An 18,385-nucleotide genomic window follows, 5' to 3' on the forward strand; every position below is an offset into this window, starting at 1 on the left:
CAGGTTCCCGCCTGTGACCGACGGCCAGTGACGAGCAGGGTAAACCACAGGCGCCTGTGCGGCCACCAAGGGGCAGGCCAAGGTCCCTGCGGTCAGTAGCGCGGGTCGGCGATGGCGGGCAGCACCAGTTCGCGCACGAAGGAGGACGGTGACAGCTGCAGCAGGGCGCGTACCATCGCCACGACATCATGGACCGGCACCAGTGCGCCGTCGCCGCGCGCTGCGGCGTCCGCTACCGGCACTGACAGTGCATCGTCGGTGTTGAGGTAGCCCAGCTGCAGGCTGGTTACCGCCAGGCGCCGATCCCGGAAGCCTTCGCGCAGCGCATCGGCGATGCCGTTGAGCGCGAACTTGGATGCGCCGAACGCCACTTCCGGGCGGCCGCTGCGCGGCAGCGCCGAGGTCGAGCCGGTCAGCACCAGCTGTGGACGTGCTGCGCCCAGTACCCTCGGCAGCAGGCGCCGCAGCAGCACCAGGTTGGCGGTGATGTTGACGTCGACCAGCTGGGCAAGCGCGGCATCGCTTTCGTCGAGGAAGGCGTACCCGTCGCTGAAGGCCGTCTCTTCCCAGATGCCCAGGTTGTGGATGAGCACATCCAGATCGGCCGGCGCCTGCGCTGCGATGTGATTGGCAGCAAGGGTGGGCTGGGACAGATCCGCTTCGATCCACTGCAGGGTGACGCCCTCGGGGCATTCAAGGTCGTGCGGGCGGCTGCGCGAAACGCCGATGACGGTGTCGCCCGCACTGCACAGGCCTTCGACGAACGCTCGACCGAGGCCCCTGCTGGCGCCGATGACCATCAATTTCATGTGGCTTCCTTGTTGTGCTGCGGCGGCCTCAGTCGGCCGCCAGAATGGTGTCCCAATCGGCGAACGCGCGCAGGCCGCTGCGTCCGGCGGTGATGATCGAGGCGGTGTTGTCGAGCTGGCAACGGTATTGCGGCTGCAGCCCGGACGCCCGCGCGGACACGGCCATGGCGTGTACCAGCTGTCGCGCGTGACCGCGACCGCGGGCCTCGGGCAGGGTCAGTACGCCCATATCGGCGAAGGCTGGATCCAGGCTCCAGGGGTACATGCTTCCCGCAGCGACCAGGCGCTCGCCGTCGAAGGCACCGAACACCTGCCAGTGATCCAGCTCGACCCATGCGGCATCGAGATCGTCCTCGCTGGCGGTGGCCTGGAACGCGTTGAACGCTGCCGCGTCGGTCGCGCCGAGGCGGCGGATATGTGGTGGGGCAGGGTGTTCGGCGAGGGCGGCGAGTGTTGCGGTGGGGAAGTAGAAGACACGATCCGCGCCGTGCGTATGCTGGCCGAGCTGCTGCAAGCGCTGTTGCAGCTGCGCCAGTGTCCAGTGCGGTTGCGCACGCAGTTGCAGGCGAGCGGCCAGGGCAGGACGCAACAGCGCTCGGGCGGGGCCCGCGACCGGCTGTAACAGCATGCCGTCCTCACCCTCATCGACATCATCGCTGCACGCCAGGAGCAGCTGCGGCCCCTGCTGCAACGTGCGCTGGCCGGCGAACACGCGCTGCCAGGCAGCATCGATCAACGGGGAAATCGCATCATCCATGACAAACGGTTCGCTCAGTGTCGGGGCAGTTCAACCTGCAGGCCTGCGGCCTTCCATTCGGGATAGCCGGCGGCCAGTCGCTGCGCGCTGAGGCCGGCTTCGCGCAGCATCATCACTGCATCGTTGGACAGCACGCAGTAGGGCCCGCGGCAGTACGCGACAATGTGGACGGCGCGCGGCAGTTCGTCCATCCGCGCGTGCAGTTCCGTAGCGGGAATGTTCAGCGCGCCGGGCAGGTGCCCCAGATCGAATTCCTCGCGCGGCCGCACGTCCAGCAGTACCACGCTGTCGCGTTGCTCCAGCAGCTGCTCGACGGTCAGCCCTTCCAGTGCATCGCGGCGCTGCAGGCTGTCGGTGAGGACGCCCTGCATTTCGCTGCGCTGGTGGTCGGCATAGTCGCGCAGCGCGGCCAGCAGGTTGGCCAGTGGGCCGTCAGCGCTGCGGTAGAGGATGCGCTTGCCGTCACGGCGGGTCTGCACCAGGCCGGCACGACGCAGCTGCTGCAGGTGCTGGGAGGTATTGGCCACCGACAGGCCGCTCAGTTCGGCCAGGCGCTCGACCGCACGCTCGCCCTGGGCGATGTGCTCCAGCAGGGCCAGGCGGTGCGGGTGGCTCAGGGTGCGGGCGATCTCGGCCAGCGCTTCCAGCGGGGACGGTGGCAGCTCGGTTGCAGCGTTCATGCCGGGCACGCTAGCATCGCTCCATCATTCAAGCAAATAATTGAAGGTGGGCGGAATGAGTGGCTGGGCGACGACATTGGTGATCGATGCGGTAGTGATCGGCGTGGGCGCGACCGCGCTGATGGATCTGTGGGCGTTGCTGCAGTGCAGGCTGCTCGGCATTCCGTCGCTGGATTTTGCGATGGTCGGCCGCTGGCTCGGCCACCTGCGGCGTGGGCGCTTCCGCCATGAGGGCATTGGTCGTTCGCTGCCGGTGGCCGGCGAGCGCGCGCTGGGGTGGACCGCGCATTACGTGATCGGTGTGGTCTTCGCCGCGGTGTTGCTGGCCGTGGTCGGGAACGGTTGGGTGCAGGCACCGACCCTGTGGCCGGCGCTGGCCTTCGGCATTCTCAGCGTTGCCGCGCCGTTCTTCATCCTGCAGCCGGGCATGGGCGCCGGCATTGCCGCTTCGAAGACCCCGGCGCCTGGCAAGGCGCGGCTGCGCAGCCTGGTGGCACACAGCGTGTTCGGCGCAGGCATGTACCTTTCCGCGCTGCTGTTGGCCGGGGTCCGTGCAGGATGAGCGAGAATCCGTAGGGTCACCGGCACCAGGAACATCCCGCCATGGAAGCACCCGATCCCTTCACTGATGGCATGCCGCTGCCGTGGGCGTGGCGGGAAACATTGGCCGATGCGCGCATCGAGCGACAGTCGATCGGCGTATCGCGTGCGGACGTTGCCCGCGTGCATCGTCCGGGGCAGGCCGATGCCTTCCTGAAATCGGAAGTGATAGACACCTTCAGTGAGTTGGGCGATGAGATCGCGCGCCTGCGCTGGCTGCAGGCGCAGGGCCAGCCGGCGCCAACGGTAATTGCCACCACCGAAGAAGCGGGCCGGCGCTGGTTGCTGATGAGCGCGCTGCCCGGCCGCGACCTGGCCTCGTCGCCTGAGCTTCCGCCCCAGCGCCTGGTGGAACTGCTGGCCGATGCGCTGCGGGGCCTGCATGCCATACCGGTGGCGGCCTGTCCGTTCGACCAGCGGCTGGCCTCGCGCCTGCAGGCCGCGCAGGCACGGGTCGAGGCGGGCCTGGTCGACGCCGATGACTTCGATGACGAGCGCCTGGGGCAGAGCGCACAGCAGGTGTTCGCCGAACTGCGCGCTACCCGGCCCAATCACGAGGATCTGGTGGTCAGCCACGGCGACGCCTGCCTGCCGAACCTGCTGGCAGCCGAAGCCCGTTTCAGCGGTTTCATCGACTGTGGCCGGCTGGGTGTGGCCGATCGCTACCAGGATCTGGCGCTCGCCGCGCGCAGCCTGGTCCACAACTTCGGCGACACGCGCTGGGTCGCGCCGCTGTTCCGGCGCTATGGCGTTGTGCCCGACGAACGGCGGCTGGCGTTCTACCGTCTTCTCGACGAGTTCTTCTGAAACCGCACAGGGCAGCGTAGGGCAGGGCTGAACGGCACCCTGCCAGCGGATGCGCGCGCCCTTAAAAATGGACGAACGTTCGTTCACTATTTGTGGCATGAACCGAACCGACCGCAACGGGCAACGCATCGCGCAGATCCTGCAGGCCGCCCTGCAGTGCTTTCTCGTGAAGGGCTTCCACCAGACCAGCATGCGTGACATCGCGCAGGCGGCCGGCGTCAGCCTCGGCAATCTCTACAACCACTTCCCGGGCAAGGAGGCGATCATCCTTGCGGTGGCCGTGGCCGAAGGCGAGGAACTGGCACCGTTGCTGCAGCGACTGGCCGCGTCCGATGGCGAGCGCGCACGGGTGCTGGTTTTCCTTCAGGACTTCCACGCACTGTGCCAGCAACCGGAGTGGGCAACGCTCGCCGTCGAAGTGCTGGCCGAGAGCGCACGCAATCCGGCCGTGGCCGAGGCATTTGCGGCCAATCGCAGGCAATTGCAGGCGACGCTGGCCGAAGCCCTGCAGCAGGTGGCACGGCGCGAACGTCGGCGCCCCGTGCTGGCCCCGGCACTGCAGGCACAGGTGCTGCTGGATGCCATCGAAAGCGATGCCCTGCGCCGAGGGCTGGGCGAAGCCGGGGGCACCGATGAGGCATCGCTGGATCTCGGCCTGCTTGCGCTGCTGCTGGGCGCACGCGCATGAGCGCCGTCGACCGGCGACTGCACGGCGTTGATCTGGCGCGTTACCTGGCCTTGGCCGGCATGGTGCTGGTCAACTTCCGCCTGGCGATGGCCGTGCCGGCAGAGGGCGCCGGATGGTTGGCAGGCGTCTTCCACTTTCTGGAAGGCAAGGCTTCGGCGACGTTCGTTACGCTGGCCGGGTTGGGCCTGGTACTGGGCGCGCATCGGCAGGGTTGGTGGCCGGCCAGTGTGCAGACCTGGCGGCGCGCACTGTTCCTGCTGGTGCTGGGCCTGCTCAACCTGACGCTGTTCCCGGCCGATATCCTGCATTACTACGCGGTGTATTTCGCGCTGGCCGTGCTGTGGCTGCGGGCCTCGCCGCGGGTGTTGCTGGCCAGCATCGTGGGGATCGCGGCCTGTTCGTTCTGGGCGTTGCTGCACTGGGACTACAGCCAGGGATGGAACTGGCAGACGCTGGAATACGCCGGTCTGTGGCAATGGCCGGGCGCGGCCCGCAACCTGCTGTTCAACGGGTTCCATCCGCTGCTGCCGTGGCTGTGCTTCTTCCTGCTGGGCATGCTGCTGGCGCGGCTGCAACTGTCGCAACCGCGGGTCCAGCGCGCGCTGCTGGTGCTGGGCCTGATGCTGATCGTGGCTGGACATGGCGTGCAGCAGCTTGCGCAGGGAACGCCCTGGCAGGCGTGGCTGGGAACGCAGCCGATGCCACCGGGACCGGCCTACGTACTCACAGGCGCGGGCGCGGCCTGCAGTGTCATTGCCGCCTGCCTGTGGCTGACGCGTGTACGACCGGGTGACTGGCTGGAACCGTTCACCGCGGCCGGGCGCATGACCCTGACCCTGTACGTCGGCCATATCCTGCTGGGCATGGGCACGCTGGAAGGCCTGGGCCTGCTTGATGGCAGCGCATCGCTCGCGTCGGTGCTGCTGTGGGCATTGTTGCTCCTGATGCTGGCCACGGGCGCAGCGTGGCTGTGGTCCTGGCGGTTCGCGCGGGGCCCATTGGAAGCGGTGATGCGACGCGTCGCCGGCTAGCACTTTGGTCGCGCAGGCACGATGTTGTGACGGACATGTCTGTGTCGCGGCCCGCGCATCTGCGATAGTGGCGGCAGGTAATACTCTCCGCTTGCATCCATGTCATTCGCTTCGGCGCAGCATCTCGGCGAAGTCCTTCAGCAGTCCTATGGCATCACCGCCAATGCCGTGGTGCCACGCCCGGTTGGCGCCGATGCCAACGCCAGTGTGTATCGCATCGATGCACGGCGCGGGCAATGGTGGTTGAAGTGCCGCAGTTACCAGGTTGCCCCTGCCGTCTGGGACACCCTGCATTGGCTGCGCGGCACGCTGGGCATCGAGGAAATCGTCGCGCCCTGGCCAGCCCTGACCGGTGGAGCGTCAGTGCAGCGCTGGGGCCTGCAGTTCACCCTGTTCCCGTATGTGGAAGGCCAATCCGGCTTCGAGGCGGCGTTGAGCCGCACGCAGTGGCAACGATTGGGCGAGGTGCTGCGGCGCCTGCACGAGGCGTGCCCGCCACCGGCGCTGCAGGAGGCGCTGCCGAGCCTGCGGATGGAAACCGCGGCGCTTGATACGGTCGGGCAATGGCTGGCCGGCGAGGGCCTGGCGGCCGCCAGGGATAGGCTGGGCCGCGCCTTCGTATCCGTCTGGGACCAGCAGCATGCGCGCATCGCGGCGCTGCATGCGCAGGCACTGCAGCTGCACGCCGCGTTGCAGGATGTCCCGGTGCGGCTGCACCTGTGCCACACCGACCTGCATGCCGGCAATCTGCTGATGGGCAATGACGGCAGCCTGCACCTGATCGATTGGGATGGCCTGTCGCTGGCCCCGCGCGAGCGCGACCTGATGTTCATCGGTGGCGCGGTCGGTGGGCGCTGGGGGCGCGAGAACCCGTTGGGATTCGAGGAAGGCTATGGCAGTGACCGCGGCGATCCACGCTGGATCGCCTGGTACCGGCACTGGCGCATCCTGCAGGACCTGATCGAGTTCCAGCAGGTCCTGCTGGGCAGCGATGGAGAGGACCGTTCGCCGCAGCTGCGCCGGCAGTCGCTGCATTTCCTCAGCGAACAGTTTGCACCGGGCAATGTATTCGACGCGGCAGAGCGGGTGTATCGCGCGCTGTAGATCCACGCCATGCGTGCATGGCATTTTCTACGATGAACCCTCACGCTGCGCGATGAGTCGAGCATGGCTCGGCTCTACAGGGGGCCGCGGGGTGTGGAGCTACTCTGCGGGCTTGGCCGCTGCAGAGGCCGCCGCGCTTGCAGCGCGGCGTGACAGCACGGCTTCGCGGTGGGCGATGTAGGCGTTGGCGGCGAGGATGATGCCGGCACCGATGATCGTCCAGCGGTCTACCGTTTCCTTGAACAGCAGCCAGCCGAACAGCGTTACCAGTGGCAGCTGCAGGAAGCTGATCGGGGTCAGGGCAGAGACCTCGCCCAGCCGTAGCGCGCGGGTCCACAACAGCTGGCCGACGGTGCCGAGCACGCCGGTGGCCAGCAGCCACAGCCAGGCCGACCCGGTCGGCCAGACCCAGACGAACAGCGCCGGCACCAGCGACAGCGGCACCCAGAACACGTAGGTATAGAGCACCACGGTATCGGCACTGTCGACGCGGGTCAGCTGCTTGATCTGGATCGCCACCAGCGAGCTGAGTACCGCCGCACCCACCGCGACCAGGCTGCCGGCGGTGAAGCCGGCGGTGCCGGGACGCACGATCACCAGCACGCCGATGAAGCCGACCACGACCGCGGCCCAGCGGCGCACGCGCACGGTTTCACCCAGCCACAGCACGGCGGCAATGGTGACGAACAGCGGCGTGGAATAGGAGAGCGAAACCGCCTGCGCCAACGGCAGGTGACCCAGCGCCCAGAATGCGCACAGCATCGAGCCCAGGCCGATTGCACTGCGCACGAAATAGCGTGGCAGCTGCTGCGTCCTCAAGGGCGCACGGCCGGGCCGCAGCAGCATCGGCAGCAGCGCAAGCAGGCCGAAGGCGTTGCGGAAGAACGCCACTTCCTGGGTGGGCACGTAGCGCGTGGCATAGCGGATCGCCACCGCCATCAGGCCGAACGCCATCGTGCTGCCGAGCATCAGCAGCGCCGCCCGCATAGGGGTGGCGCTGGGGGAAAGGGTGGGGCTGTTCACCACTGTGCGCCGAGCAGGCGGGGCTCCGGTTCGATCGGCACGCCGAATTTTTCCAGCACCGAGGCCGAGATGCGGCGCGCCAGCGCCAGCAGTTCAGCGCCGCTGGCATTGCCGTGGTTGACCAGCACCAGCGCGTGGCTGGGAGCCACGCCGGCATCGCCGTCGCGGAAGCCCTTCCAGCCGCAGGATTCGATCATCCAGGCCGCCGAGACCTTGCGCTTGTCGTCCTGCTCGGCCGGGAACACCGGCAGGTCGGGGAAATGCTGCAGCAGCACGTCGACCTGCTCCAGCGGCAGCACCGGGTTCTTGAAGAAGCTGCCGGCATTGCCGAGTACCTCCGGGTCGGGCAGCTTGCGGCGGCGGATCGCGATCACCGCATTGGCCACGTCCACCGCGCCCGGCAGCTCCACGCCCTGTGCCTGAAGTTCCTCGCGGATGCCGGCGTAGTCCATGCGCAGATCGTGCAGCAGTGGCAGTTTCAGTTCGATGGCGGTGATCAGGTAGCGATCGGGCTGTTGCTTGAACACGCTGTCGCGGTAGGCGAAACCACACTGTTCGTTATCCAGGCGCACCCAGGCCTGTTCCTGGCAGTCCCAGGCTTCGACCGCCTGGATGAACTCGCCGACCTGCGCGCCATAGGCGCCGATGTTCTGGATCGGTGCGGCACCGGCGGTGCCGGGAATCAGCGCCAGGTTTTCCAGGCCGGACAGGCCTTCCTGCAGCGACCACATCACCAGGCCATGCCAGGGCACGCCGGCGCCGGCGCGGATCACGGCATGGTCGGCGCGGTGTTCAAGGAAACTGATGTCGCGGTTGCCGAACACCAGCACGGTACCGGGCAGGTCCTCGGCGATCAGGACGTTGCTGCCGGCACCCAGCACCAGCAGTGGGCCGTTGGCCACCTCGGGCAGTGCCAGCACCTCCGGCAGCAGCGCGGCATCGTGCAGTTCCAGCAGCTGTTCCGCATTGGCCTGCACGTGGAAGGTGTTCAGTCCCTGCAGCGGCGCATTTTGGGTGAGCGTCCAGCGCAGCGGGGCGTTGCCGTCGATGGTGTCCATGGGCGCGCTCACAGTGGGGCCACCGCGCCGCGGCTGGGCGCTTCGCGGCGGCGACGGATCGCCTCCACGCATTCGGAAACCAGCGCCGGTCCACGGAAGATCAGGCCGCTGTAGCACTGCACCAGCGCGGCACCGGCCGCCATCTTGGCCACGGCATCGGCACCGGACAGGATGCCGCCGACGCCGACCAAGGGCACCGACTCGGGCAGGCGCGAGCGCAGGCGGCGCAGCACCAGCGTGGACTGCTCCAGCACCGGCGCACCGGACAGGCCACCGGCCTCGTTGGCCAGCGGATCGCCGGCCACCTTGCTGTGGTCGATGGTGGTGTTGGTGGCGATCACTCCGTCCACCTGCAGCTCGCCCAGCACGCGGGCGGCGGCATCGATGTCGCGCTCGCTGAGGTCCGGCGCCACCTTCACCAGCATCGGTACGCGGCGGCCGTGGCGGGCCGCGAGCTCTTCCTGGCGGTCACGCAGCTGGCTGACCAGCTGGCGCAGCGCGGTTTCTTCCTGCAGTTCACGGAGGCCGGCGGTGTTGGGCGAGGAAATGTTGACAGTGATGTAGTCGGCCAGCGCGTACACCTTGTCCAGGCAGGCGATGTAATCGTCCACGGCCTGTTCGTTGGGGGTGTCCTTGTTCTTGCCGATGTTGATGCCGAGCAGGCCGCGGCGGTTGCGCGCGCGCTCGACGTTGCGCACCAGTGCGTCCACGCCTGCATTGTTGAAGCCCATGCGGTTGATGATCGCGTTGTGTTCCGGCAGGCGGAACAGGCGCGGCTGCGGATTGCCGGCCTGCGGGCGCGGGGTGATCGTGCCGATTTCGACGAAGCCGAAGCCGAGCGCGAACAATGCATCGATGTGCTCCCCGTTCTTGTCCAGGCCGGCGGCCAGGCCGACCGGGTTGGGGAACGTCAGCCCGAACACCGTGCTGGGCATCGGCGCGATGCGTGCGGCCAGCAGCGGCGTGGTGCCGGTGCGATAGGCCAGGTCCAGTGCGGACAGGCCAAGGCCGTGGGCGCGCTCGGCGTCGAGCGAGAACAGGAAGGGGCGGGCAAGCGAATACATGCGTCGGTTCAGTCCAGCGTGCCGAGGAAGGCTCGGGTTCGATATTCAAAAGCAACCTGGCCGTCGACCGCGTGGGCGGCGAACAGGTGCTGCAGAGCGTCGATCATCGGTGCGTGGCGCGGATGACCGGGTTGAGGGGCGTAGGAGGAGGACAGCAGGCGCCCGCGCAGGGCGTCGAAGTCCAGGTGCTGCACGTTCGGCAGCTCCACCCTGCCGCGCAGGCCAGCGCCGAACCAGGCCTGCATGGTGGCGTCGTCCTGGTAGCGCTCGGCCACGGCGGTGTAGTCGGTGCCGTAGTCCAGCAGCAGCTGTTCGTACCCGATCAGGAACGGGCTCGCATCGAGCAGGCGAGAATTCCAGTAGATGAGGGCCTGGCCGCCGGGGCGCAGGATGCGCTGCCACTCGGCGCGTACCGCCACGGTGTCGAACCAATGGAAGGCCTGCGCGACGCTGACCAGATCGATGCTGGCATCGTCCAGCGCGGTGGCCTCGGCGCGGCCGTCCACCGCACGGAACTGCGGGTACTGCGGTGCCAGCCATTCTTCGGCCGCGCCCCGCATGGCCGCATTGGGCTCAACCGCGACAACAGGATGGCCGCTGGCCAGGAACAGGCGGCTGGAAATGCCGGTACCGGCGCCGATGTCAGCCACACGCGCCTGCTGGCTGACACCCATCGGGCCATGCAGCCACTCCAGCAGCGCGGGTGGGTAGTCGGGCCGGTAGCGGACGTAGTCGGCGACTCGGCTGCTGAAGCGTTCAGTGCTGTCGGAGGCGGTCATGGCGTCAGTTCGACACCGCCGCCAGCCACGCCAGGCCGCCGAAGAACAGGATGAAGACCACGATGGCGGCAAGTGCCGCGCCGACCATGACCCAGCCCAGCACCAGGCCGGTGACGGCCAGGCCATCGCCTTCCAGTTCGTGCGGGCGGCGGCGGATTTCGGCGCGGGCCATGTGGCCGGTGATGATGGCGACGATGCTGGCCACGAAGGGCAGGACGGTCCAGCTGGCGATGCCCATGACCAGGCTGACCACGGCCAGGGCGCTTGTCTGTCGGGGTGCCACGCTCATCGGGGTCCTCCTTGGCAGTGTGCACATGATAGTGCCTCTGCCCCGGCAATCCCATGCCCGGCGGATGGGATGGCAGGCGTCGACCCTGGCCGACGAATGGGATTTCGGCCCTGGTAGGCGTCGACCTTGGTCGACGAAAGGCATGCCAACCAGGGTTGGCGGCTACCGAAGTGCCGGTATCAGCCCATCAACACCTGGCCGGCATCCACATTGAGCACGCTACCGGTGACCCAGCGCGCCAGCGGCGAGCACAGGAACAGGGCGGCGTCGGCGATCTCGCGCGGGTGGCCGAAGCGGCCGAACGGAATCTTCGCCAGGGTGCCGTGGTACAGCGCAGGGTCCTCGACGCGGCGACGGTCCCAGAGGCCGTCATCGAACTCGATCGAGCCCGGGGCGATGGCATTGACCCGGATCCGGTCCTTGGCCAGCGCCAGCGCCTGTGACGTGGTGTAGTGCGAAAGCGCCGCTTTGGCCGCAGCATACGGCGCGCCACCGGGGCGCGGCTGCTGCGCGGCAATCGACGACAGATTGAGGATGCAGGCGTCGCTGGAGGCACGCAGCCATGGCAGTGCCAGGCGCGAGGCACGCACGGCCGCCATCAGGTCGATCTGCAGGCTGGCCGCCCAGCCGTCCTCGTCGTCGGCCATGCCGTAGCCGGTGGCATTGTTGACCAGTACATCGATACCGCCGAGGGCATCGGCGGCGGCCTGCAGCCAGGCCTGGATCTGGCCGGGATCGGCCAGATCGGTGGAAAACGCGTGCAGTTCGAAGCCCTGCGCCCGTGCATCGGCACGCAGGGCATCCAGGCCGGCCTGGCCGCGGGCGCAGACCGAGACCTGTGCGCCGGCGCCGGCAAAGGCCAGCGCCATTTCACGGCCAATGCCCTTGCTGCCGCCGGCGATGAGCACGCGGCGGCCGCTGAAATCGAGGGTCGGAGCCCCTGCGGGGATCCGACCCCTCGCTGGGGCCAGATCCCCGGAGGGGCTCTGGCCCACGGACGTGTCCGCGTCGTTTGCCATCACAGGTCGAACTTGATGCCCTGGGCCAGCGGCAGCGAATCCGAATAGTTGATGGTGTTGGTCTGGCGGCGCATGTAGACCTTCCACGCATCCGAACCGGACTCGCGGCCACCGCCGGTGTCCTTCTCGCCACCGAAGGCACCGCCGATCTCCGCACCGGACGTGCCGATGTTGATGTTGGCGATGCCGCAGTCGCTGCCGGCGGCCGACAGGAACTTCTCGGCAGTCTTCAGGTTCTGGGTGAAGATCGAGGACGACAGGCCCTGCGGCACGCCGTTCTGCATGTCGATGGCTTCATCGAGGGTGTCGTACGGCATCACGTACAGGATCGGCGCGAAGGTCTCGTGCTGGACCACGGCGTCGCTGTTCTTCAGGCCGGAGACGATGGCCGGCAACACGAAGTTGCCCGGGCGGTCGATGCGGCTGCCACCGGTTTCGATGGTGCCGCCGGCCGCCTTGGCCTGGGCGATCGCATCGAGGAACTGCTGCACGGCGCCTTCGCTGTTCAGCGGGCCCATCAGGTTGGCCGCATCGGTCGGGTCGCCGATCTTGCCTTCCACCTGCTTGTAGGCCTTGACCAGGGTGGCCAGCACATCGGCGTAGATCGAACGATGCACGATCAGGCGGCGGGTGGTGGTGCAGCGCTGGCCGGCGGTGCCGACGGCGCCGAACACGATGCCCGGCACGGCCAGCTTCAGGTCGGCGGTTTCGTCCAGGATGATGGCGTTGTTGCCGCCGAGTTCCAGCAGGCAGCGGCCGAGGCGGCGCGCGACCTTCTCGTTGACGGTGCGACCGACCTGGGTCGAGCCGGTGAAGCTGATCAGCGGCACGCGGCGGTCATCGACCATCTTTTCCGACAGCGCGGTGCCGGCATCGTTGATCAGGAAGAAGATGTCCGGGAAGCCGGCTTCGCGCAGGGCGTCGTTGCAGATCTTCAGCGAGGCGATGGCGGTCAGCGGCGTCTTGTTGGACGGCTTCCAGATGCACACGTCGCCACAGATGGCGGCCAGGAACGAGTTCCAGCTCCACACCGCGACCGGGAAGTTGAAGGCCGAGATGATGCCGACCAGGCCCAGCGGGTGGTACTGCTCGTACATGCGGTGGCCGGGGCGCTCGGAATGCATGGTGTAGCCGTACAGCATGCGGCTCTGGCCCACGGCGAAATCGGCGATGTCGATCATCTCCTGCACTTCGCCATCGCCTTCCGGCTTGCTCTTGCCCATTTCCAGGGCAACCAGCGAACCCAGGGCGTCCTTGTGCCTGCGCAGTGCTTCACCGCACAGGCGCACGGCTTCACCGCGGCGCGGGGCCGGCGTGGTACGCCAGACCTTGAAGGCTTCCTGGGCGCGGGCCACGACGGTCTCGTACTCGGCCTCGGTGGTCGCGCGGACCTGCGCGATCGGCTCGCCGGTGGTCGGGTTGACCGGGGTGATCAGCTCACCGCTGGTCGCGCTCGACCACTCCCCGTTGCCCAGGTACGTGCCAGCGTTGATCGCGTCCAGGCCAAGGGACTTGAGCAGCTCGGAAGACATGCAGACTCCTGTATTTCGTTACGTTGTTTGGCGCCATCGCGGGCAGGTGGGGGACGCGATGAACTGAATCGCCGATGGTAGCAGAGCGCCCCGATCGGCCATGGTGCAACGCGCCAGCCAGGCCCGGCCGAACATGAATGCTTGGAGGGCAGGGCACGTTGCCTGTAAACTTCCCGGCTGCATGGCCCCGTAGCTCAGCTGGATAGAGCGTCCCCCTCCTAAGGGGAAGGTCGCCCGTTCGAATCGGGCCGGGGTCACCATCCACGCGCTGCCCGGGACGCCCTTCTTCGAGCGCTACAGCAGCTCCAGGCCGCGCAGTACCTGCGCCACGTGCGCACGCTCTTCGCCTCGCAGCCCAAGCAGCGGCCGTGGCAGGCAGTCCTCCGCACACAGGCCCATCAGTGCCGCCGCGCATGCCATGACGCGGATGCCACCGAAGCGGTCGTACAGCGCCCAGAGCGGCGCCAGCCTCGCCGACACGGCCTGCGCCGTCGCCATGTCGCCGGTGCCGGCCGCGCGGGTGATCTGCTGCACCACCCCGGGGAACAGCCCGCCGGTTACCGAGTACCAGCCATCGCAGCCAGCGGCCAGTCCGCGCACGGCGGCTGCGTCGCCGCTGATGCCCAGCGTGACATGCGCTGGAAGATGGGCGCGCAGTGCGGTGACGCGCGCCGCTGCTTCGGCAGGATCGTCGGAAAGGCGTGGGATCTTGATCGAGGCGATGTTGGGCAGGGCGGCGATCCGCCCATGCAGTTCATCGCTGAACCGGAAGTGGGTGGTGCCGGGATTGTCGTAGACACAGATCGGTGTGCCCACCGCCGTGCACACCGATTCGAAGAGCGTGTAGACCTCGTGCTCCTTCAATGGCTGGTAGGACACGGGTGCCAGCAGTAGGCCGGCTGCACCCGCATCTTCCGCGTCCCGGGCCAATGCCAGCACATCGCGGGTGCGCAGCGCACCGATGCCGACGATGACCGGGACATCGCCCGAATGGGCCAACGCTTCGCGCAGCACGCGCATGCGCTCGGCCTTTTCCAGGTAGGCGTAGCTGCCGGTGGAGCCGAGCACGCCCATCGACCCCACGCCAGCGGCCGCGAGACGCTCGACCAGCCCGGCGAAGGCGTGCAGGTCGATGCTCGATTCGTTCATCGGCGTAAGAGGAAAGGCGCTGAGGCCGTGGATCATGGCTAACCCCGAAGGCAGAGGGCGAAGGGAGGTTGTCTGCAGCGGCGACCCTGGACGGCTGGCATTTTTTATTGTCCTAGGACAAAATTCAAGCGCTGCCGTGCAACGTGATTCGGCCGCCGGGATCGCGCACCATGGCGGCCATCCTTCCTTGCGCGCACGCCATGACTGAGTACCTTCGCCCCGTGCAGCCTCCGCACTTCGCCGCCATCGGCGCGTGGCTGGATTCGGCCAGCGCAACCCGGCGCTGGGCCGGTCCCGGCGTGGCGTATCCGCTCGTGCCGGACGCATTCGCGCACGCACTGCAACTGCAGCAGCGCCCGGGCTGGGTGCTGCTGGATGCGCATGGCCACTGCCTTGGTTTCGGCCAGTACTGGCCAACGACCTCCGGCACGCTGCACCTGGGCCGCATCATCGTTTCGCCGCGGGCACGCGGGCGTGGACTGGGACGTGTACTGATGCAGGCGCTGATGGCGCAGGCGTTGCAGTCGCCCGGGGCGGAGCGGCTGACCCTGCGTGTCTATCGTGACAACGTCGCGGCGGTGACCCTGTACCGCGACCTGGGCTTTCAGCCGATGGAAGACGCTTCGACGCCGGAACTGCTGTTCATGCAGCACCGTGCCGGCTGAGTGGTGATCACGCGCGCAGCACGGAAGCCTGTTGCGCCTGCCATTGCTCGCGGGTGATGCGGCTGATGTGTTCGGTGCGGTAGTCGCCGAGGAAGCTGTTGAACTTGTTCACTTCGGTATGGTGATGCTGGAAACCGCATTTGCTCTGTACGCTCAGGGACTGCAGGTTGTCGGCGAAGTAGCCGCACCACAGTGCGTCCAGGCGCAGGCCGAGGAAGGCGTGCCGCATCACTTCGCGCACTGCTTCGGGCACCAGGCCGCGCCCCCAGTACGGTACGCCGATCCAGTAGGCGATCTCGCCTTCGCGCTCGCCGATCTCGAAGTTGCTGTCGGCACCGATCAGGATGCCGACGCAGCCGATGGCGCGGCCATCTTCGCGGCTCTGCAGGGCATAGACCTCCGGCCGGTTGAACACGGTGCGGATGATCTCGGTACTTTCCTCGACGCTGGTGTGGGCTGGCCATCCGGCGATGGGCCCGACGCGCAGGTCGCGGGCGTATTCGTACAGGTCGGCGGCGTCGGTGTCGCGCCAGGGGCGCAGGATCAAGCGTTCGGTATGCAGCGGCATGGCCGTTCCAGGGGCAGGGAGAGAGCGCACAGGCTAGGCCGCGTCGGGCGGAGGGCACAGGGCGGGACCTTGATGGTTTCGGTACTTTTCACAACTCCCCGGCGTTGCCCGGTATGCTGTGCCCCGGAATGCAGCCAGATCGGCCAATGGACCGCATACCCCAGCTTCTGGATCAGGACGAATCGATGCGCCTGGAGGTCAGTACGCTGGCCGAAGGGCAGGGGGTTCCGCTGTCGTTCGGGCACGCGTATCTGGCGGTACTGGTGTGCGTGTCCGGGCGTGCGCGCTTCGCGCTGAACTTCCGTGAGGTGGCGGTGCAGCGGCACGACGTGCTGGTGCTGGCCGAGGACACGCTGGCGCTGCTGCGGAAGCGATCGCGTGGCTTCCTGGCGGTGGTCTGCCTGATGCCGAAGGCGCTGGCGTCGGAGGTGGCCTACGTACTGCCCAACGCGCTGTTCAAGTTCCTGCATGAGCATCCCCATTGCGTGCCGTCGCCGCTGGAGGTGCCGCTCCTGCAGGGCTGGCTGCAGCAGCTGATGGACGCGCAGCATACTGGGGGCCGCTATCGGCACGTGATGCTGCGCAATCTACTGCAGACCTTTTTCCTGAAATTCGCCACGCTGTTGCCGGCACAGAAGGGGGTCGCAGCGTCGGTCAGCCGGCGCGAGCGCCTGGCGTGGAATTTCTGGGAACTGGTCGGCCAGCGCAGTACCCGCCAGCGCGACGTGCAGTCTTATGCCGATGCGTTGTGCATCACGCCGTTCTATCTTTCACAGCTGACCCGCGAGTGCTTCGGTGAAACACCCAAGGCGTTGATCGACCGCCAGGTGGTGCTGGAGATCAAGGCGCTGCTGAGCTACAGCGAGCTGCCGATCGGGCGCATCGCCGAGCGATTGTGCTTCGAGGATGCGTCCTACCTGTGCCGCTACTTCCGGCGGCACACCGGGCAGTCGCTGACCGGCTACCGCCGTGCGGGGCAGGGCGGCGCTGGTGGGATGCGAACAGCGGTGCCGGCACTTCGGGCAGCAGATCCTCGGTAACCCCGCCGAGCACGCGTTCGACCACGCAGTCGCGGCGGTAGGGCCCCGGCACCCGCAGATCGGCTTCGCCAGGCCTGGCGAAAGGTCAATCCTGCTTCAACAGCTCGACCAGTTGGCGCAGGCGATAGGGCTTGGGCAGGAACTCCACCTGCTCCGGCAGCGGCGGCAGCTGCGAGCGCGCATAGCCGGAGGACAGGATCATGCGTGCCTGCGGCTGTTCGCGGGCGACGTGCTCGCTCAGTTCGATGCCGGACATGCCGTTGGGCATGCTGACATCGCTGAACACCACGTCAAAACGCGCCTCGCCCTTGAGCAGCTCCGCCGCCTCGTGGCCATCGGCGGTGGTGGCGACCTCGATGCCGAAATCGCGCAGGGCCAAGCCGATCATCTCGCGCAGATCGTTCTGGTCCTCCACCATCAGTACGCGGATCGGTTCATCGGTCATGGGTTGCTTCCTCTGATGCGGGTAACAGCAGGCTTACCGTCGTGCCGACACCGGGCGTGGTGGACACATCGACGAAGCCGCCGCTCTGGGTAGTGAATCCGAACACCTGGCTCAGGCCCAGGCCGCTGCCCTTGCCGATGTCCTTGGTGGTGAAGAAGGGCTCGCTGGCGCGCTCGGCGATGTCGGCCGCCATGCCATGGCCTTCGTCACAGACGCTGAGGGTGACATAGCCGCGTTGCAGCGTAGTGTCCGCATCCGGGTCGAGCCGATGTTCCAGCGCGGTGCCGATCAGGATGCGCCCGCCATCGATGGTGGCCTCCACGGCATTTGCCACCAGGTTGGCCAGGGCAGCCTGCAGCTGCATCGCGTCGGTGCACACCTGCGGCAGGCCCGGCGTGAGGCAGGCGTCCAGCGTCACCGTGGGTGGGCAGGCGCGCTGCAGGCCCGGCAGCCATTGCTGTACCAGCGTGTTGATGTCCAGCGGTTCGCGGATCAGGGTCTGGCCCGTGCTGAAGGCCAGCAGCTGGCGGGTCAGCAGGGCGCCGCGGTCGGTGGCCGCCTGCGCAGCGTCCAGCAGCTCGGCGGCGCGTGCATCGTCACCGCGGACGCGTAGCGACAGCAGGTCCAGTGCGTTGCCGATGGTGGTCAGCAGGTTGTTGAACTCGTGCGACAGGCCGCGGCTGAGCCGGCCGACCGTCTCGAACTGCTGGGTGTTGCGCAGCGCACGCTGGGCATCGCGCAGCAGTCGCTGTGCCTGCCATTGCTCGGTGATGTCGCGGGTGATCTTGACGAAGCCAAGCAGTTCGCCCGCTTCAACGACCGGCTCGATGACCACGCTGGCGCGGAACGAGGAGCCGTCGCGGCGTACCCGCCAGCCCTCGCTGGCAACATGGCCCTGCTGCGCCGCGAGGCGGAGCAGGCGCTGCGGTTCGCCGGCCTCGCGCTCGGTGGCCAGGTAGAAGCGACCGAAGTGCGTACCCACCACTTCATCGGCTGAATAGCCCTTGATGCGCTCGGCGCCCGGGTTCCAGCTGCAGACGATGCCTTCAGGATCAAGCAGGTACAGCGCATGGTCGCGCACGCTGTCGATCAGCAATCGCAGTTGTCGGGAAGGGTCCGTCAGCACGGACGTCGTAGAGGCAGCTGCGTCCACGTGTAGATAAGTGTTACCCCTGTGAGGGACGTGAAGCTAGGCATTCAAGTGTGAAGGATGCGTGCACACCTGACACGTGCCATTTGTCCTGTGCGGCTGAATGCGACACGGAGTACCATCTTCCA

At 67.5% G+C, this 18,385-nt stretch carries 21 protein-coding genes and 1 tRNA gene; 8 read left to right on the forward strand and 14 right to left on the reverse strand.

Annotated features, from left to right (window positions below):
- Window positions 1-92: 92 nt before the first annotated feature.
- The 3 genes from AC5P7I_RS11420 to AC5P7I_RS11430 are packed head-to-tail and all read right to left on the reverse strand — an operon-like array spanning window position 93 to window position 2,246.
- Window positions 93-809 carry an SDR family NAD(P)-dependent oxidoreductase gene (locus tag AC5P7I_RS11420; RefSeq protein ID WP_262087411.1) on the reverse strand — a complete coding sequence of 239 codons (717 nt, stop codon included), beginning with the start codon at window positions 807-809 and terminating at the stop codon, window positions 93-95.
- 28 nt (window positions 810-837) lie between these two features.
- A complete protein-coding gene (locus tag AC5P7I_RS11425; protein ID WP_169412159.1) occupies window positions 838-1,566 on the reverse strand; it encodes a GNAT family N-acetyltransferase in 729 nt (242 codons plus the stop codon).
- Window positions 1,567-1,580: 14 nt separating this feature from the next.
- Window positions 1,581-2,246 carry an ArsR/SmtB family transcription factor gene (locus AC5P7I_RS11430; protein ID WP_262087414.1) on the reverse strand — a complete coding sequence of 222 codons (666 nt, stop codon included), beginning with the start codon at window positions 2,244-2,246 and terminating at the stop codon, window positions 1,581-1,583.
- A gap of 55 nt (window positions 2,247-2,301) precedes the next feature.
- On the opposite strand from AC5P7I_RS11430, the gene AC5P7I_RS11435 reads away from it, so the two are divergent.
- The 5 genes from AC5P7I_RS11435 (at window position 2,302) to AC5P7I_RS11455 (ending at window position 6,476) form a co-directional block, all read left to right on the forward strand.
- Window positions 2,302-2,808, forward strand: coding sequence for a DUF2938 domain-containing protein (locus AC5P7I_RS11435; RefSeq protein WP_053494450.1), 507 nt, complete (start codon window positions 2,302-2,304; stop codon window positions 2,806-2,808).
- 41 nt (window positions 2,809-2,849) lie between these two features.
- Window positions 2,850-3,653, forward strand: coding sequence for an APH(3')-II family aminoglycoside O-phosphotransferase (locus AC5P7I_RS11440; RefSeq protein ID WP_262087420.1), 804 nt, complete (start codon window positions 2,850-2,852; stop codon window positions 3,651-3,653).
- A 97-nt stretch (window positions 3,654-3,750) separates the two neighbouring features.
- On the forward strand, window positions 3,751-4,341 hold the full coding sequence (locus AC5P7I_RS11445) for a TetR/AcrR family transcriptional regulator (RefSeq protein ID WP_069117054.1): 591 nt from the start codon (window positions 3,751-3,753) through the stop codon (window positions 4,339-4,341).
- A complete protein-coding gene (locus AC5P7I_RS11450) occupies window positions 4,338-5,372 on the forward strand; it encodes a DUF418 domain-containing protein (RefSeq protein WP_262087423.1) in 1,035 nt (344 codons plus the stop codon). Before AC5P7I_RS11445 ends, AC5P7I_RS11450 begins: the two co-directional genes overlap by 4 nt.
- Window positions 5,373-5,471: 99 nt before the next feature.
- Window positions 5,472-6,476, forward strand: a complete 1,005-nt coding sequence (locus AC5P7I_RS11455; RefSeq protein ID WP_262087425.1) for a phosphotransferase — start codon at window positions 5,472-5,474, stop codon at window positions 6,474-6,476.
- A 99-nt stretch (window positions 6,477-6,575) separates the two neighbouring features.
- On the opposite strand, the gene AC5P7I_RS11460 is transcribed toward AC5P7I_RS11455, so the two are convergent.
- The 7 genes from AC5P7I_RS11460 to amaB form a co-directional block, all read right to left on the reverse strand.
- On the reverse strand, window positions 6,576-7,463 hold the full coding sequence (locus AC5P7I_RS11460; RefSeq protein WP_262087552.1) for a DMT family transporter: 888 nt from the start codon (window positions 7,461-7,463) through the stop codon (window positions 6,576-6,578).
- Window positions 7,464-7,495: 32 nt separating this feature from the next.
- On the reverse strand, window positions 7,496-8,557 hold the full coding sequence (gene murB, locus AC5P7I_RS11465; protein ID WP_069117045.1) for a UDP-N-acetylmuramate dehydrogenase: 1,062 nt from the start codon (window positions 8,555-8,557) through the stop codon (window positions 7,496-7,498).
- 8 nt (window positions 8,558-8,565) lie between these two features.
- Window positions 8,566-9,621, reverse strand: coding sequence for a quinone-dependent dihydroorotate dehydrogenase (locus AC5P7I_RS11470; RefSeq protein WP_032962331.1), 1,056 nt, complete (start codon window positions 9,619-9,621; stop codon window positions 8,566-8,568).
- An 8-nt stretch (window positions 9,622-9,629) separates the two neighbouring features.
- Window positions 9,630-10,400 (reverse strand): class I SAM-dependent methyltransferase, encoded by a 771-nt coding sequence (locus tag AC5P7I_RS11475; RefSeq protein WP_014646920.1) that lies wholly within the window; start codon window positions 10,398-10,400, stop codon window positions 9,630-9,632.
- Window positions 10,401-10,404: 4 nt separating this feature from the next.
- Window positions 10,405-10,689, reverse strand: a complete 285-nt coding sequence (locus tag AC5P7I_RS11480; protein ID WP_014646921.1) for a DUF4190 domain-containing protein — start codon at window positions 10,687-10,689, stop codon at window positions 10,405-10,407.
- 179 nt (window positions 10,690-10,868) lie between these two features.
- Window positions 10,869-11,708 carry an SDR family NAD(P)-dependent oxidoreductase gene (locus AC5P7I_RS11485; RefSeq protein WP_262087432.1) on the reverse strand — a complete coding sequence of 280 codons (840 nt, stop codon included), beginning with the start codon at window positions 11,706-11,708 and terminating at the stop codon, window positions 10,869-10,871.
- Window positions 11,708-13,240: an L-piperidine-6-carboxylate dehydrogenase gene (amaB, locus tag AC5P7I_RS11490; RefSeq protein WP_014646923.1), complete on the reverse strand. Its 1,533-nt coding sequence runs from the start codon at window positions 13,238-13,240 to the stop codon at window positions 11,708-11,710. The genes AC5P7I_RS11485 and amaB overlap by 1 nt, the downstream gene beginning before the upstream one ends.
- 183 nt (window positions 13,241-13,423) lie before the next feature.
- Between amaB and AC5P7I_RS11495 the strand changes: the two genes are divergently transcribed.
- A tRNA-Arg gene (locus tag AC5P7I_RS11495) sits at window positions 13,424-13,500 on the forward strand.
- A 34-nt stretch (window positions 13,501-13,534) separates the two neighbouring features.
- Here the strand turns inward: AC5P7I_RS11495 and AC5P7I_RS11500 are convergent.
- Entirely contained in the window at window positions 13,535-14,425 is an 891-nt protein-coding gene (locus AC5P7I_RS11500) for a dihydrodipicolinate synthase family protein (protein WP_164077563.1), read from the reverse strand.
- A gap of 164 nt (window positions 14,426-14,589) precedes the next feature.
- Between AC5P7I_RS11500 and AC5P7I_RS11505 the strand changes: the two genes are divergently transcribed.
- The gene (locus AC5P7I_RS11505) at window positions 14,590-15,054 is read left to right on the forward strand and encodes a GNAT family N-acetyltransferase (protein ID WP_142234639.1); all 465 of its coding nucleotides are present in this window, start codon (window positions 14,590-14,592) and stop codon (window positions 15,052-15,054) included.
- 7 nt (window positions 15,055-15,061) lie between these two features.
- Here the strand turns inward: AC5P7I_RS11505 and AC5P7I_RS11510 are convergent, their stop codons facing one another.
- Entirely contained in the window at window positions 15,062-15,622 is a 561-nt protein-coding gene (locus tag AC5P7I_RS11510) for a GNAT family N-acetyltransferase (RefSeq protein WP_142234640.1), read from the reverse strand.
- Window positions 15,623-15,768: 146 nt separating this feature from the next.
- Here AC5P7I_RS11510 and AC5P7I_RS11515 point away from each other — a divergent pair, with 146 nt between their 5' ends.
- Window positions 15,769-16,662, forward strand: a complete 894-nt coding sequence (locus AC5P7I_RS11515) for a helix-turn-helix domain-containing protein (RefSeq protein WP_142234641.1) — start codon at window positions 15,769-15,771, stop codon at window positions 16,660-16,662.
- Window positions 16,663-16,747: 85 nt separating this feature from the next.
- Here the strand turns inward: AC5P7I_RS11515 and AC5P7I_RS11520 are convergent, their stop codons facing one another.
- Both AC5P7I_RS11520 and AC5P7I_RS11525 read right to left on the reverse strand, forming a co-directional pair.
- On the reverse strand, window positions 16,748-17,107 hold the full coding sequence (locus AC5P7I_RS11520; RefSeq protein ID WP_014646927.1) for a response regulator: 360 nt from the start codon (window positions 17,105-17,107) through the stop codon (window positions 16,748-16,750).
- A complete protein-coding gene (locus AC5P7I_RS11525; protein ID WP_401730139.1) occupies window positions 17,097-18,260 on the reverse strand; it encodes a two-component system sensor histidine kinase NtrB in 1,164 nt (387 codons plus the stop codon). The genes AC5P7I_RS11520 and AC5P7I_RS11525 overlap by 11 nt, the downstream gene beginning before the upstream one ends.
- Window positions 18,261-18,385: the final 125 nt, after the last annotated feature.

It is taken from the genome of Stenotrophomonas sp. YJH_SMC_138 (genome assembly GCF_059369855.1).

Excerpts from the sequence above, each read along its gene's own strand:
- AC5P7I_RS11420 (WP_262087411.1), bottom strand. The coding sequence starts at position 809 with ATGAAATTGATGGTCATCGGCGCCAGCAGGGGCCTCGGTCGAGCGTTC.
- AC5P7I_RS11485 (WP_262087432.1), bottom strand. The coding sequence starts at position 11,708 with ATGGCAAACGACGCGGACACGTCCGTGGGCCAGAGCCCCTCCGGGGAT.
- AC5P7I_RS11440 (WP_262087420.1), top strand. The coding sequence starts at position 2,850 with ATGGAAGCACCCGATCCCTTCACTGATGGCATGCCGCTGCCGTGGGCG.
- AC5P7I_RS11505 (WP_142234639.1), top strand. The coding sequence starts at position 14,590 with ATGACTGAGTACCTTCGCCCCGTGCAGCCTCCGCACTTCGCCGCCATC.
- murB (WP_069117045.1), bottom strand. The coding sequence starts at position 8,557 with ATGGACACCATCGACGGCAACGCCCCGCTGCGCTGGACGCTCACCCAA.
- AC5P7I_RS11450 (WP_262087423.1), top strand. The coding sequence starts at position 4,338 with ATGAGCGCCGTCGACCGGCGACTGCACGGCGTTGATCTGGCGCGTTAC.
- AC5P7I_RS11455 (WP_262087425.1), top strand. The coding sequence starts at position 5,472 with ATGTCATTCGCTTCGGCGCAGCATCTCGGCGAAGTCCTTCAGCAGTCC.
- AC5P7I_RS11435 (WP_053494450.1), top strand. The coding sequence starts at position 2,302 with ATGAGTGGCTGGGCGACGACATTGGTGATCGATGCGGTAGTGATCGGC.
- AC5P7I_RS11460 (WP_262087552.1), bottom strand. The coding sequence starts at position 7,463 with ATGCGGGCGGCGCTGCTGATGCTCGGCAGCACGATGGCGTTCGGCCTG.
- amaB (WP_014646923.1), bottom strand. The coding sequence starts at position 13,240 with ATGTCTTCCGAGCTGCTCAAGTCCCTTGGCCTGGACGCGATCAACGCT.
- AC5P7I_RS11520 (WP_014646927.1), bottom strand. The coding sequence starts at position 17,107 with ATGACCGATGAACCGATCCGCGTACTGATGGTGGAGGACCAGAACGAT.
- AC5P7I_RS11470 (WP_032962331.1), bottom strand. The coding sequence starts at position 9,621 with ATGTATTCGCTTGCCCGCCCCTTCCTGTTCTCGCTCGACGCCGAGCGC.
- AC5P7I_RS11500 (WP_164077563.1), bottom strand. The coding sequence starts at position 14,425 with ATGATCCACGGCCTCAGCGCCTTTCCTCTTACGCCGATGAACGAATCG.
- AC5P7I_RS11425 (WP_169412159.1), bottom strand. The coding sequence starts at position 1,566 with ATGGATGATGCGATTTCCCCGTTGATCGATGCTGCCTGGCAGCGCGTG.
- AC5P7I_RS11475 (WP_014646920.1), bottom strand. The coding sequence starts at position 10,400 with ATGACCGCCTCCGACAGCACTGAACGCTTCAGCAGCCGAGTCGCCGAC.
- AC5P7I_RS11445 (WP_069117054.1), top strand. The coding sequence starts at position 3,751 with ATGAACCGAACCGACCGCAACGGGCAACGCATCGCGCAGATCCTGCAG.
- AC5P7I_RS11510 (WP_142234640.1), bottom strand. The coding sequence starts at position 15,622 with ATGCCGCTGCATACCGAACGCTTGATCCTGCGCCCCTGGCGCGACACC.
- AC5P7I_RS11480 (WP_014646921.1), bottom strand. The coding sequence starts at position 10,689 with ATGAGCGTGGCACCCCGACAGACAAGCGCCCTGGCCGTGGTCAGCCTG.
- AC5P7I_RS11515 (WP_142234641.1), top strand. The coding sequence starts at position 15,769 with ATGGACCGCATACCCCAGCTTCTGGATCAGGACGAATCGATGCGCCTG.
- AC5P7I_RS11430 (WP_262087414.1), bottom strand. The coding sequence starts at position 2,246 with ATGAACGCTGCAACCGAGCTGCCACCGTCCCCGCTGGAAGCGCTGGCC.